This is a genomic window from Paenibacillus ginsengarvi, assembly GCF_003626695.1.
Taxonomy (GTDB): domain Bacteria; phylum Bacillota; class Bacilli; order Paenibacillales; family NBRC-103111; genus Paenibacillus_AB; species Paenibacillus_AB ginsengarvi.
The window spans coordinates 206,866-219,739 of record NZ_RBAH01000006.1 but is presented as its reverse complement, the minus strand read 5'-3'; the positions used below and the strand labels follow the sequence as shown (position 1 = coordinate 219,739).

The following is a 12,874-nucleotide window of genomic DNA, read 5'->3' as shown; positions in this document are numbered from 1 at the left end:
TCTTTCCCCATTACCGCCAATTCTCGACCGACCAAACCTGCGTAACCCAGTCTTCGTAAAAGGCGGGCTCGTGCGAAACGAGCACGATCGTGCCTGCATACGCCCGGAGCGCCGTCCGGAACGCTTCCTTCGCCCGCACGTCAAGATGACTCGTCGGCTCATCGAGGACGAGCATGTTGCTGTCGGTCAGCATCAGCTCGCACAATCGGACTTTCGCCTGCTCTCCGCCGCTCAGCGAGCCGATCGGCTGGCGGATCTGCTTATCCGGCAACCCGCAAAGCGCCAGTGTGCGGCGCACCTCCTTCTGCGTTTTATCCGGCCGCATGGCTAGAAGGCGATCGAGCGCCGTCTGCTCCGAGGCAGACAGCTCTTGGGCGAAATAGGCGGGACGCACCCGCTCTCCAATCCGAACCTCGCCGGCCAGAGGCGGAATGAGCCCGAGCAGCGTTCGCAGCAGCGTCGATTTGCCGATGCCGTTATGTCCGACAATGGCGATCTTGTCGCCGCGTTTGACGCGCAGCTCCCGGATCGGGGCGAACAGCGGCTTTGCATAGCCGATCTGCAGCCCTGCCGCCTCCAGCACTGTACCGGACGGCTCGGCGTGTACGGCGAAGGCGAAGCGCGGACGCGGGGCGGACGGCGGCGTATCGATCCGTTCCAGGCGTTCCAGCGCTTTCTCGCGGCTTTTCGCCTGCTTCGCCTTGCGAATGCGGTTTTTGTCGATGAACGCTTCCAGCCGGCCGATTTCTTTTTGCTGCCGCTCGTAGGCTTCCTGAAGCTGCGCCCTGCCCATCTCGCTGCTCCGCAGAAAAGACTCGTAATTGCCGGCGTACCGCTTCATCGTCCGGTTTTCAAGATGATACACGACGGATGCGACTTTGTTAAGAAAAGCTTCGTCGTGCGAAACGACGAGATACGCTTCGCCATACGACTGCAAATAGTCGGTCAGCCAGCGGATGTGGACGTCGTCCAAATAGTTGGTCGGCTCGTCAAGCAGCAGCACGCCGGGCTCCTCCAGCAGCAGCTTGCCGAGCAGCAGCTTCGTCCGCTGCCCGCCGCTCAACTGCGACACGTCGCGCTCCAGGCCGAGCTCCGTCAGACCGAGCCCAGCGGCAACCTCCTCGATTTTCGAGTCGAGCCTGTAAAAACCGGACACCTCCAGCTTGTTCTGCCACTCTCCATAACGGGCCAGCCAGTAGTCCAGCCGGTCATCTCCTGCCGTCATGCGCTCAGCCGCCTGCACCAAGCAGGCTTCGATCTCGTACAAAGGCGCAAACGCGCTCTGAAGCACCTGCCTCACCGTTGTTCCAGGCTGCAAATCTGAATGCTGCCGCAAATAACCGACCGTCACCTGGGGCAGCCATTCGATGTTCCCTCGATCCGGGATCAGCTCCCCCGCCAGCAAACGCAGCAGCGACGACTTGCCTGCCCCGTTGCTTCCGACCAGGGCGGCATGCTCGCCCCTCACGAGACGAAAGCTAATATTTTGAAAAATATGCTTATCCCCATACGAATGGGTTACTTCCTCTACACTTAGCAAACTCATACCGTTCTCTCCTTTTTTTCGGCTTCCTTTGTTGAAGCCAACCGGAAGAACAGCAGGATAAGAAAAACGTCTATCGACGTATATTCGGGTGGGCCGCGGTTTAGGCCCTATTTAGTTGTTTTGCGGATTTACCCAAAAAGAAAAAGGGCAAGGCGAACAAACGCCTTACCCTTTGCCTGTATACACGCAAAGAAAAGGAACACCCGTTCTTTATCTACTGTTCTTCGGTTGGCTTATTGCTGTAAATGGGCAGACTTCTCCCGTTTAAGCCAATTTCCGAATTTGAACAGTCGATAAAAACGTCATTTCCTTTCCTCCTTTATGGTCGCTTGTGAAACGGAATGCGGGGGCCCAAACCTAACTGCGAGAGCCCTGCTCAGCCGCATGCCCCCAGTATACAGAAGGCGCAAACGGAAAGTCAAGACCGGACGGCAGCTTGGATCAGAGCAATCGCATGAAGCGGTAAGCAGCAAATACGGCCGTGCGGAAACAGTTGATCCTCCACTCGCTCTTACAATCGGATTCCTTGATGGAAGAATGCCGGGGTTGGAATCCGCTTGTAAAGGCGACCGCTTCGCTGTTCCGGATGCAACTGTTCCACTCCGCTCGAGCTACCTCCCGAATGCGGTTGCCCTATCAGCCCGCTCCGGGCTACCGTATGCTTCCTGGAGCAAGCCCGGAATCGAGATCGGCTTGTTGTCGCGCACCGACTTCCATACCGCTTCACCGATGGCGATCGAATAAGCGCCGTCCTCCGCGCCTGCCAAAATATCGTACTCCCTGAGCGGGTCCGGTCCCAGGAACAAATCCTCCTGAAGCAGCGGGTCGCCGCCGCCGTGTCCTCCGCTGTTTTGCACGACGCCTATCACTTCTTTGGAACCGAACAGCGGAATATAGTCGATCGTCTGAACCGGTATCGGAAACGGCGTCCGGCCCGGGGAATGGTATTCGGTCGTTTCGATCCGGCCTTTCGTCCCGTTGATCGCCAGCCGGTAGCCTTCGTACGGCGCCGAAAAATTGATCGAATAGCTGAGCAGCGCTCCCCGGTCGTATTTAACCGTCACCGCGTACGTATCCTCGATGTCGATCTCCGAATCGAAAATGCACTGGTCCGGGCGGTAGGTGGTAAACCTTTGCGAAATCGGAGAAGCCTGCGCGACCAGATGATCGTCGGGCGGGACGACTTCCTTGCTGCGCGTCGTCCACCTCATCACATACTGGCAGTTCGGCTTGACGCTGCAGGTTTCGCAGTGGCGGCCGTCTTCCTTTTGCGGATTCAGCTCGCCGTCCGGCCCGAAATAGTTGAGCGCCCCGTAGGCGAACACCTCGACCGGTTTTTGCGCGATCCACCAGTTGACCAGATCGAAATGATGCGTGCTTTTATGAATCGAAAGGCCGCCGGAGTTTTCCCGCTTGCGGTTCCATCGTTTGAAGTAGCTGGACCCGTGATGCGTATCGACATACCAGTTCAGATCGACCGAGGTGACCCGGCCGACTTTGCCTTCGAGCACAAGCTCTTTGATTTTGCGGTGATACGGGCTGTACCGGTAGTTGAACGTTACCGTTACTTTCCCCCGGCTCTCCCGCTCCGCCCGGATAATGTCGCGGCACTGCTCGCTGGATATGGCCATCGGCTTCTCGGTGATGACGTCCAGATCGTGCCGAAGCGCCTGCACGATATATTCCGCGTGCGTGCTATCCTTGCCCGCCACGAGCACGACATCCGGCTTCGTCTCCGCCACCATCTTGGCAAATTCGTTCGGAGCGAAACCCGGTACCCCGCTCAGCTCCGGATATTGCTTGCGGCAAAAATCAAATCGAAGCGGGTCGATATCGAGCAGACCGACGATTTGATAATGATGACCGAACGTTTTTAACATCGGGCCGACAAACATGCCGAGAGCTCGTCCGCTCACGCCGCAGACAACAACCTTTTTCATGAAACATTCCACCTCATCTGTTCTGATTTCGCTTTCTCTGCTATGATCATAAGTAAAAATACGTATACGATCTACGCCAAATTTGCTGCTTTTCGTCGTAAATTGCACATATTTTGACTATTCTATCGCAAGAGGAGTACGAACCGATGAGCGAGGCGACAAACGACCGGCTGAACCCGGTGCCGAGCGGCGATTTTTCGATTCACAGGGCGCACCGGACGACCCCGTTTACCATGCCGCTTAATCATTATCACGAGGCGTACGAAATTTATTACATGCGGTCCGGCGAACGGTATTATTTCATCAAAGACCGGACGTACCGCATCCAGCCCGGCGACCTTGTGCTGATCGACAAGCATGTGCTGCACAAGACGCAGCATATTACGAAATCCCACGAACGCATCCTGCTCCATTATCGCGACGGCTTCCTCGATCCGCTACTCGGCGGCGCCGAATGGAGTCCGGCGTCTATATTCGAGCATCCGGTCGTACGGCTAACGATGAAGCAGCAGTCTTATGTCGAGAGCTTGCTCGACCGGCTGCTGGAGGAAAGCCGGCTTCCCACGCCCGAATCGCCGATTTACATCAAAGTCACGCTGGCCGAGCTGCTGCTGTACACCGCCAGATGCATCCGCGAGCAGACGCACGCCGCGGTCCGCTCCGAGCCGGCCAATCCGATGTTCGAGCGAATTTCGGCTGTAGCCGCCTATATTAACGACCATTACGCGAACGATCTGTCGCTGACGCTGCTGTCCGGCTTGTTCCACATCAACCCGCATTATTTGAGCCGGATTTTCAATAAGGTGACCGGATTTTCATTCGTCGAGTACGTGACCCTCGTTCGGCTCAAGGAAGCGCAGAAGCTGCTGCTGGCCGGCGATAAAAACGTGACCGAGGTGGCGGAAACGGTCGGCTTCGAAAGCTTGTCCCATTTCGGACGCGTCTTCAAGGCGTCGATGGGCATGAGTCCGAAAGATTACCGCAAAATATATGGGAGCTGACCTTGGCAGACGCCCGAGGCAGATGGCGGCGGGATATGTGATGAACCGAGGGAATGTTCAACGGGTAAGCGCCCCATAAATCCGGGGCTCAAGTGGTGGATTTATTAGCCTTTCTTGCAAGGAGTATCTGTTGCAAGTAGGCGAATAACTCTGTGCTTAGGCCGTAGTTCATCTGATGGTGCGAGTTATCTGCATGGAAGCGATGAACCGCATCGTTAAGTTCTGCATTATTGCCGGTAGTAGATTGAATGAATGCAGTCCAATAATCTGCAAGCATTTGCACTTGGGGAGCATCGGCAGCGATTTGCTCCGCCTTACATTTCTTCAACTGTTCAATAAAGGAAAACCATTCTTCTTCCCGTTGTTGCTCTTGCTCGGAAGAGGATTTGTAACGAAGCTTAAGCCAAGTAATTTGTTCCTCCGACAAATATTGCTTGGTGTTCATTTGCATCATCATAATGATTTCGGCCATCTCCTGAACCGAGGGAGAGCGGCAGTTTTCAAGCGATTGCTGAATTTCTTGAAGCGCTTTGCAAATTTCCATTTGCTTGGTAAGGGCCTCGTTTGCCTTTTCCAATTGGATATGGATGAGCAGCGAGGGATCGGAATTCGTCGTACCAAGCATGTCCCGAATTTCCTCCAAGGCAAAACCGAAATTTTTCAAAGCCATAATCTGATAAAGGTTCTGAATGTCTTTCTCAGTGTATAAACGGTGTCCGCCCTCTGTTAAGTGACCGGGAATCAACAGGCCGATTTCGTGGTAATGGCGTAAAGTTCTTATCGACACGCCGACCAATTTGGCTACATCGCCTATTTTCATTAAGTGTCTGTTCATAAGCTGCTCCTCTAATTTCCATTAGTTTTGCGAAATGATATCCTGAGGGGAGTAGGCGTATTTCTGACCGCATAAGTTACAAGCTATTTCTACCGTATTTTTTTCAGAGAATATGTTTTCCAACTCCGTGGTGCCTAAAGCGTATAGCAGTGGCATTAGTGTTTCTTTGGAGCAATGGCAAAATAGGCGGATGGTTTGTTCTTCTACAAGACTGGCTTTGTTGATCGCCAGCTTTATTGTTTGCACAAAATCGGTACCGGTCGTTCTGAACAGTTCTTCATTGTTATCCAGTTCCTTAACCCATTGTTTCATGACACCAACAGGAGTGAAAGGAAGCGCCTGAATAAACGCAACCCGACTATAGAGAACGGAAGTGCCCTGCCCGGAATAAAAGGTTCTGAAAGTCGTATCCAACTGCTCGCTTTGACTGAAAAAGTGAGAGAAGTCGTCGACAATATTTCGATACGGCATATCCACTGTACTCGTAAACAAGGAACCCATGCCAATATCCTTGGTCATACGAATCAGACCCTTGTCTCCAATAAAGCCGGCCAAGTTGTCTAACGTTCGGTTACTTGCGGTAATGGCGTCACTCGCATAGCCTCGCACATCCCCATTAGATTCGATGTCACAATGAAAGTATTCAAAGGGTGTTGATGTTTTCAAACGAATGCTGAGTCTTTGACGTTCCTTCAGCGTACCGCACAAAACGCTTGATATCGAGAAACAGCTCGCAAATGCCTCGGCATACCCCGCTTTCAACGGTTGCCTTTGCATAAGCTGCTGCATCATAGCAGTATTATCCAGTACAAATATTCGCACTTGTTTATCATCGCTCAAAAATTTAGTTATTGTGGATTGCATCAGAAAGCCCCCTTCGCCTGACAGTATACAACCTCACGTTACGTACGATTCAAGTCGCGGAGAAGAGAAACTGAAAATAAAAAGAAAAACCCCCTCCAAGCAGCCGGTTTATTATGTAAACCTGTCTACTTAAAGGGGAACATATCCGTTGCATACAACTATCAGGCCGTTCTGTTCACCTTCAATACCGACCGGAAGACCAGCCTCAGAAGAGGCGGCACCGCAAAAAAGATAAATAACGTTCGGAATAGCTGATAACAGGTAATCACCGATAAATCTGCATTCACTTCCTTGGCGATAAACGCCATCTGATCCATGCCGCCCGGGGAAAGACTAAGGAATGACGTCACTACCGGGATGTCGTGCAGCCGTGCCAGCAGCAGACTCAGCAGGATCGCCACCCCGATGAGCACAAGCCCGTTCATTAGCGCAAGCCATGTAACTTTGAGCTTGTGTTTCAAATTTTCCGGCTTCAGCAGCAGCCCGATGTAGCTCCCCATCATGATCTGCGACAGGTCAAGCACCCAAGTCGGCAGCGAAAATCCTTCGTAGCCCGACAAATTCAGCAGCATAGTACCGATCATCGGCCCAAGCAGAAAAGCCGTCGGGAACTTGATTTTTTGGCCGATAAGCGCGAACAGGATACATACGATTGCGAATAACCATAGATGCGACAACAACCCCATATATCCCTCTGATCCGGTCACGGCGGCTACTGCAGCGTCGTTGCTTCTTGCAACGTGAAACAACGGGCTGAAGATGAGCAGCGGTACGCAGAACATGATCATGATCAGCCTGGATACCTGCAAAAAAGTAACGATCGTCAGATCGATGCCCTTCATTTCCTCGGCCAGCGTTACCATCTGGCTAAGCCCGCCGGGAATGCTTCCCATCAGCAAAGTCGGAAAAGGAATGCCGGACAGCAGCGAGATGACAAAGGCGATGCCTGCGGCGCATAGGAGCAAAAGTGCCGTAAACAGAATCATCGTCGGCAGTTGCTGTCCGATCTGCACCAGGGTCGACGCGGTGAACGACAGCCCCAGCGTGTAACCGATAATGATCATCCCGGTATTGCGGATCCGTGCGGGCCAGTAGAACGTAATGCCCCTGAATACTTTGGAGCCGATCAAGACGAATACCATGGAGCCCAAAAGCCATGGAATCGGCATATGGATCAACTGAAAGAAAAAGCCTCCCATAACGGCAAAGGCACAAGCCGTCAAAAAGCGGATCCATTTGTTTTGTTTCCAAGATGAACCTTGGTGCTCGGTGCCATCCATTACAGGCTCTCCGTCAATTGTTCAATCACCGCATGGACATCGCCTTGAAACAAACCTCCATGATAGCAAATCACAGTATCGATCGGGTACGCCTGCAATTTGCGAAGCGACGCAAGCGCCGTCTTCATGTCGGGCGTAGCTGTCGACCTGGGACCTTGAAGCTTTCCGTTCTCGACGACCATCGCATCTCCGGCAATGAGCGTTTTGCTGGGCTCGTGGTATAAGCAAATATGACCCGGCGTATGCCCGGGCGTATGAATGACCGTAAGTCCTCCGCCGAAAGGCAGCTTCTCCCCGTCCTCCAGCAGACGGGTCACATTTTTGACTTTACCCGAAAAGGCGGATTCGAAAGCGGCGGCCAGATTTTGCGGCAGAGACGTTAGCAGCCTTGTCTTCATTTCCCCGCTGAACTTGATTAACGGCTTCAATCCGTCGATATAAGGCTGGTCATCCGTATGCGCATATACGTCTACGCCTTCGCCTTGGAATTCCGGCAATCCGCCAATATGATCGACGTCCTGATGGGTAACAATAATGGAATAAGGCGCCAACGAATCGAAACCCGCCTCGGTCAATAGCTTTGTAATCGGGCCGTGACAATCGGGCATTCCCGTATCTACCAATACATAAGCTTGTTCGTCGCGAATGACCGACGGGTGGATCACCATTTGGTTCGCCCCCACCCGGACGGTAACTTCCAGCATCTCGATATGTTCACTTATTTTCACGTTGTGCCAAAGCAGATTGCTCTGGCTCACCTCCTTTAATTTTTGCATCCGAAAACTCACGAGTTCATTATATGACTTATAAGTTTTTGGTGTCAATTCGTTTATTGACCATCAGATGGGGACCTGTCAGAATGTGTAGGTATAGAGGTGGTAGGAATGGAACAATTCAAAAGACAACAAATTATCGAAACAGCTATGCGCATTTTCAAAGAAAAAGGATATTTCGCTGCCTCCATGCAGGACATCGCGGAAGCTTGCGGCATGGCGAAAGCGAGCATCTACAAAATTTTTCCCTCGAAGGAGGATCTGTTTACCGGGGTGTTCGTCGAGGTACACCGGACCCTTTTCGAAGAAGCCCGAACGCTCGACCGGACACTTCGATTAGAGGGCCATTCGCCAAAGGAAAGCTTGCGCCGCAAGATCGAATACCAGCTGCAATTTATGCTTGAAAACTATTTTTTCACCCGCGAATTCAAAGATTTGCCGATTACAAGCAACGAAAATTTTCTGATCGAATGGCGTAAAAAACGAGCGACACTGCTTACGATGCATCTCGACTGCTTCCGCGAAGCGTACGGCGAGCCTATCGTCCCTTATCTCGGAGATACCGTCGCCATCTTCCGCGGTATGCTCAGGGAATATTTATCTCATTCGGTTCAAGCTGCGATCTCAGTCCCCATGTCGGATTTGGCCGGATTTCTCGTGGATCGGATGGAAGCGATCGTCGGCGATTTGATCGCAAGCGGAGCGGAGCCGGTACTCAAAGCTTCGAACGCTTATTTCAACGACATCAGCCCGCTGAGCGACGAGGCTCGGCAGGCCAACCTGGAGGCCTTTCTTAACGTTGTTGTTCTCAAGATTAAGGAGCTGCCCCAGCCGATGCGTATCCGGGAGGAGCTGCTGGAGGTCGTCGGCCTGCTGCAGCGCGAGCTCGGGCAACCGAAGCCGAATAGCACCCTCGTAAGGGTGTACATTACTTTCCTAGATACGATCGGTGATCTGAGACCTTATACAAACCAACTCGTCCTTATGCTGAATCAGCCGGCCATGCAACATTAACTCCTTCGGCAAAAAAAAGAAAAAGCCTGCTGCTCGAATCCAAGCAACAAGCTTTTCATGTACTGTAGCTCCCGTCGGCGTTTTACCGCTCAGACGGTGATTACCTTCACCCCACCGTCGCGGAAACGCTGCACTTGCGCCTCGGACGCCTCCTCGCCGGTAATGAACGTGTGCACCGCCGATAGGGGAGCGACCGAATGCAGCGATGCTTTGCCGATCTTCGTGTCGTCGGCGACGACGATAATTTCCTGCGCCGCCCGGATCATCCCCTGCTTCGTCGGCACAAGCTGCGCTTCCGGGTGGGTCAGGCCGTGCTTCGTATGGATCGCCGGCGTGCCGATAAACGCCTTCTGCACGTGAAGCGTCGAAAGGATCTGATCCGTAAACATCCCGTTCAGCATATAGCTCGAATGATACAGCGAGCCGCCCGTCACCAGAACGGAGATTCCTTTCGAATCGCGCAGCTCGGCAGCGATGTTTATATCGTTCGTCACGACCGTAATGTTGGAGCGGTCGACGAGATGCTGGGCGATATGGAACGTCGTCGTGCCGGAATCGAGTATGATATGGTCCCCGTCCTCGACAAGCTCGGCGGCCCGCTTGCCGATCCTTTTCTTCTGATCGAGCTGATCGTGCGCTCGTTCCGTGAAGGACGGCTCCCTGTTGGCCCCCTGATCGACAATCACGCCGCCGTGCGTACGCTTCAGCAGTCCTTCCTGTTCGATCTCGGCCAGATCGCGCCTGATCGTCGCCTCGTGCACCTGAAACGCCGCCGCCAGCGCGGCGACCGAAGCGACCCGATTTTGTTTCACAAATTCCACAATGCGCATTTTCCGTTCTGCCGCGAGCATGGATGGACCCTCCCGATTATGGCGCTATGTACGCGCAGTTTTGTTTGTTCGCTGTATGATTATGCTCGTTTCTATTTTCTCCTAGCTTACGAAGCGGCGACCGCTTTGTCAACTTGCCGCCTGTCACACAGGGCAAACGTTAACGAATGTGAAGGCGGTGGAAAAGACACTCCGGAGGGCCCATGATCCTCCGCACAAAATGGCAACCCCGATCGAACATTGTGACATTCATCCGTACCGGGAAAAAGATTATGATAGGGGCGAATCCATCATCCTGCTTGCATACGGAGGTTTTGTCACTTGAGTTCTGGACCTGTAAAGCTCGCTATCGTCGGCGGCAGCCGCGGAGCCGCCTTTCTTAAAGTGCTCGCACCGCTGGCGGATCAGCTGCAGCTCGTCGCCTTTTGCGACAAGCGCGAAGAGATGATCGCTAGGTGGAAGGAAGATCGGCCCGATCTGCTTACGTTTACCAGCTACGAAAAATTGCTCGAATGCCCCGATATCGATGCGGTGTTTCTCGCCACGCCGTTCACCGTGCACGCCGAACAGTCGATTCAGGCGCTTCGCGCAGGCAAGCACGTGCTGAGCGAAGTGATCGCGGCGACCACGATTGAGGAATGCTGGGCGCTCGTGGAGGCGGTCGAGCAATCCGGTCTGACCTACATGATGGCCGAAAATTGCTTGTTCACCCGCTCCAATATGATGGTGGCGCAAATGGCGCATGCTGGCCTCTTCGGCGAAATATCGTTCGCCGAGGGCGGCTACATCCACGACGTCCGGCATTTGCAGCATAGTTCGGATGGCACGCTCACCTGGCGGGGGCGTTTGCGCAGAGACGTGAACGGAGTCGTATATCCGACCCATTCGCTCGGCCCGCTCGCCCATTGGCTGCGGATGCATGAGCCAAACGGCGATACCCTCGAATCGATGACCTGCTTCGTATCGAAGGAGGTCGCGAATCACAGCTACTTCCGCGAGCTGTTCGGCGACGCTCATCCCGGAGCGGACCGCGATTATTGGCGGCAGGGCGATTCCGCCGTCGCGCTGATCAAGACGAGAAACGGCGTCCTCATCCAGCTGCGGTACGACGTCAAATCGGCCCGGCCGATTCAGAACGCGCATTACGGGCTGCAGGGGGCGAACGGCGCGTTTTTGTCGGGAAGGCACAAGGACGAGGACCCTATCGTATGGATCGGCGGCCGCTCGCCCGGCGTGTCGCCGCAAAGGCACGGGGAGCCGCGGGCGGAGTGGGAGTCGCTCTGGACGTATGCGGAGCAGTACGAGCACCCAGCCTGGCGCAAATGGCGGGCACAAGCCGGAAACGCCGGGCACGGAGGCAGCGACTTTTTCGTGCTGGACGAGTTCAGCTCAGCCATCCTCGAGAAGCGGCGGCCGCTTATCGACGTATACGATGCGGTAATGTGGACCTCGGTATTTCCGCTATCCGTCCTATCGGTGGAAACGCAAGGAAAGCCGGTCAAGTTCCCCCGTTTCAACCGGACTGAAGCCGTCCGCGCCCCCGGGAGCGAAGCGTGATGCGGTGCGACTACTTAATCGCAGGCGCCGGAATCGTCGGCCTATCGATCGCCAGAGAGCTGATGAAGCGGGAGCCGAACGCGCGCATCGTCGTGATCGAGAAGGAAGCGGATGTAGCGCAGCATGCGAGCGGGCGGAACAGCGGCGTGCTCCATGCGGGCTTCTACTATGCGGCGGACAGCCTGAAAGCCCGCTTTACCCGCGACGGCAACCGCGCGATGAAGGCGTACTGCAAGCTCAGGGGAATCGAAGTTAACGAATGCGGCAAGCTGGTCGTCGCGAAGGACGCATCCGAGCTGCGGGGCTTGGAGGAGCTCAAGCGGCGGGCGGAGCGAAACGGCGTCGAGCTGCACTGGGTGGACGAGTCGGAGGCGGCGCGCCTCGATCCGAACGCCCGGACGTACCAGAAGGCGCTGTATTCGCCGACGACCGCCTCGGTCGATCCGGTGGCGGTATGCCGGTGTTTGAGAGACGAGATCGCGACCGGCGGCGTCGAGCTGCTCTACAACACCGGGTACAAGAGGCGGGAAAAAGGCGCGATCCGGACGAGCGGAGGCGTTATCGAATGCAGCTATTTCATTAACGCCGCCGGCCTGTACGCCGACCGGATCGCTCACGATTTCGGTTTCGGAACAGCTTATACGATTATTCCGTTCAAGGGGATTTACTTGAAGTACGCCCCGGCAGCCGTGGATGCGCGCATGCATATTTATCCGGTGCCGAACCTTGGCAACCCTTTCCTCGGCGTGCATGTGACGAAAACGGCGGACGGCGCGGTCAAGATCGGTCCGACGGCCATTCCGGCCTTATGGCGGGAAAATTATAAGGGCCTCAGCCGTTTCCGGCTGGGCGAGTTTATCCGGATCGCCTGTTACGAGACGAAGCTGCTCTGGACGAACGCCTTCCAGTTTCGCCGGCTGGCGCTCGAGGAAATCAAAAAGTACCGCAAAGCAAACTTGATCGGACTTGCGTTGCTGCTAAGCCGCAAGCTCGATCCCGCACAGTTCGGCGCGTTTGCTAAGCCGGGCATTCGCGCTCAACTGCTGCATAAGGAAACGCTCGAGCTTGTTCAAGACTTCGTGCTCGAAGGCGATGGCGAGTCGATGCACGTCCTGAACGCCGTATCACCCGCCTTTACCTGCTCGCTGCCCTTCGCCGCCTACGTCGTCGACTGCATCGAGGAGAAGCGGTCCGGAAAGGAAGCCCGGCATGGGGCCATATAAAGCGCGAACCT

The 12,874-nt window shown here is 54.6% G+C and carries 11 protein-coding genes; 4 read left to right on the top strand and 7 right to left on the bottom strand.

Features of this window, described 5'->3' with window-relative positions:
* Window positions 1–10 precede the first annotated feature (10 nt).
* The gene (locus D7M11_RS10750) at window positions 11–1,546 is read right to left on the bottom strand and encodes an ABC-F family ATP-binding cassette domain-containing protein (protein WP_120747201.1); all 1,536 of its coding nucleotides are present in this window, start codon (window positions 1,544–1,546) and stop codon (window positions 11–13) included.
* Between the two features lie 611 nt (window positions 1,547–2,157).
* Entirely contained in the window at window positions 2,158–3,486 is a 1,329-nt protein-coding gene (locus tag D7M11_RS10745) for a Gfo/Idh/MocA family protein (protein WP_120747200.1), read from the bottom strand.
* 146 nt (window positions 3,487–3,632) lie between these two features.
* Here D7M11_RS10745 and D7M11_RS10740 point away from each other — a divergent pair, with 146 nt between their 5' ends.
* Window positions 3,633–4,487 carry a helix-turn-helix domain-containing protein gene (locus tag D7M11_RS10740; protein WP_120747199.1) on the top strand — a complete coding sequence of 285 codons (855 nt, stop codon included), beginning with the start codon at window positions 3,633–3,635 and terminating at the stop codon, window positions 4,485–4,487.
* Window positions 4,488–4,575: 88 nt separating this feature from the next.
* Here D7M11_RS10740 and D7M11_RS10735 read toward each other — a convergent pair whose 3' ends face one another.
* The 4 genes from D7M11_RS10735 to D7M11_RS10720 form a co-directional block, all read right to left on the bottom strand.
* Window positions 4,576–5,322: a MerR family transcriptional regulator gene (locus D7M11_RS10735; RefSeq protein ID WP_120747198.1), complete on the bottom strand. Its 747-nt coding sequence runs from the start codon at window positions 5,320–5,322 to the stop codon at window positions 4,576–4,578.
* A gap of 21 nt (window positions 5,323–5,343) precedes the next feature.
* On the bottom strand, window positions 5,344–6,186 hold the full coding sequence (locus D7M11_RS10730) for an Hsp33 family molecular chaperone HslO (RefSeq protein WP_120747197.1): 843 nt from the start codon (window positions 6,184–6,186) through the stop codon (window positions 5,344–5,346).
* Window positions 6,187–6,347: 161 nt separating this feature from the next.
* Window positions 6,348–7,466: an AbrB family transcriptional regulator gene (locus tag D7M11_RS10725; RefSeq protein WP_120747196.1), complete on the bottom strand. Its 1,119-nt coding sequence runs from the start codon at window positions 7,464–7,466 to the stop codon at window positions 6,348–6,350.
* Window positions 7,466–8,242, bottom strand: coding sequence for an MBL fold metallo-hydrolase (locus tag D7M11_RS10720; protein WP_240041046.1), 777 nt, complete (start codon window positions 8,240–8,242; stop codon window positions 7,466–7,468). Before D7M11_RS10720 ends, D7M11_RS10725 begins: the two co-directional genes overlap by 1 nt.
* A 108-nt stretch (window positions 8,243–8,350) precedes the next feature.
* Between D7M11_RS10720 and D7M11_RS10715 the strand changes: the two genes are divergently transcribed.
* On the top strand, window positions 8,351–9,253 hold the full coding sequence (locus D7M11_RS10715; protein WP_120747195.1) for a TetR/AcrR family transcriptional regulator: 903 nt from the start codon (window positions 8,351–8,353) through the stop codon (window positions 9,251–9,253).
* 89 nt (window positions 9,254–9,342) lie between these two features.
* On the opposite strand, the gene D7M11_RS10710 is transcribed toward D7M11_RS10715, so the two are convergent.
* Entirely contained in the window at window positions 9,343–10,104 is a 762-nt protein-coding gene (locus D7M11_RS10710) for a DeoR/GlpR family DNA-binding transcription regulator (protein WP_120747194.1), read from the bottom strand.
* Between the two features lie 300 nt (window positions 10,105–10,404).
* On the opposite strand from D7M11_RS10710, the gene D7M11_RS10705 reads away from it, so the two are divergent.
* Entirely contained in the window at window positions 10,405–11,640 is a 1,236-nt protein-coding gene (locus D7M11_RS10705; protein WP_158606552.1) for a Gfo/Idh/MocA family protein, read from the top strand.
* Window positions 11,640–12,863 carry an L-2-hydroxyglutarate oxidase gene (lhgO, locus tag D7M11_RS10700; protein WP_120747192.1) on the top strand — a complete coding sequence of 408 codons (1,224 nt, stop codon included), beginning with the start codon at window positions 11,640–11,642 and terminating at the stop codon, window positions 12,861–12,863. The genes D7M11_RS10705 and lhgO overlap by 1 nt, the downstream gene beginning before the upstream one ends.
* Window positions 12,864–12,874: the final 11 nt, after the last annotated feature.

What these genes read in the sequence shown, in the direction of transcription:
- D7M11_RS10740 (WP_120747199.1), top strand. Translation starts at nt 3,633, where the DNA reads ATGAGCGAGGCGACAAACGACCGGCTGAACCCGGTGCCGAGCGGCGAT.
- D7M11_RS10730 (WP_120747197.1), bottom strand. Translation starts at nt 6,186, where the DNA reads ATGCAATCCACAATAACTAAATTTTTGAGCGATGATAAACAAGTGCGA.
- lhgO (WP_120747192.1), top strand. Translation starts at nt 11,640, where the DNA reads ATGCGGTGCGACTACTTAATCGCAGGCGCCGGAATCGTCGGCCTATCG.
- D7M11_RS10710 (WP_120747194.1), bottom strand. Translation starts at nt 10,104, where the DNA reads ATGCTCGCGGCAGAACGGAAAATGCGCATTGTGGAATTTGTGAAACAA.
- D7M11_RS10725 (WP_120747196.1), bottom strand. Translation starts at nt 7,466, where the DNA reads ATGGATGGCACCGAGCACCAAGGTTCATCTTGGAAACAAAACAAATGG.
- D7M11_RS10735 (WP_120747198.1), bottom strand. Translation starts at nt 5,322, where the DNA reads ATGAACAGACACTTAATGAAAATAGGCGATGTAGCCAAATTGGTCGGC.
- D7M11_RS10720 (WP_240041046.1), bottom strand. Translation starts at nt 8,242, where the DNA reads ATGCAAAAATTAAAGGAGGTGAGCCAGAGCAATCTGCTTTGGCACAAC.
- D7M11_RS10750 (WP_120747201.1), bottom strand. Translation starts at nt 1,546, where the DNA reads ATGAGTTTGCTAAGTGTAGAGGAAGTAACCCATTCGTATGGGGATAAG.
- D7M11_RS10745 (WP_120747200.1), bottom strand. Translation starts at nt 3,486, where the DNA reads ATGAAAAAGGTTGTTGTCTGCGGCGTGAGCGGACGAGCTCTCGGCATG.
- D7M11_RS10715 (WP_120747195.1), top strand. Translation starts at nt 8,351, where the DNA reads ATGGAACAATTCAAAAGACAACAAATTATCGAAACAGCTATGCGCATT.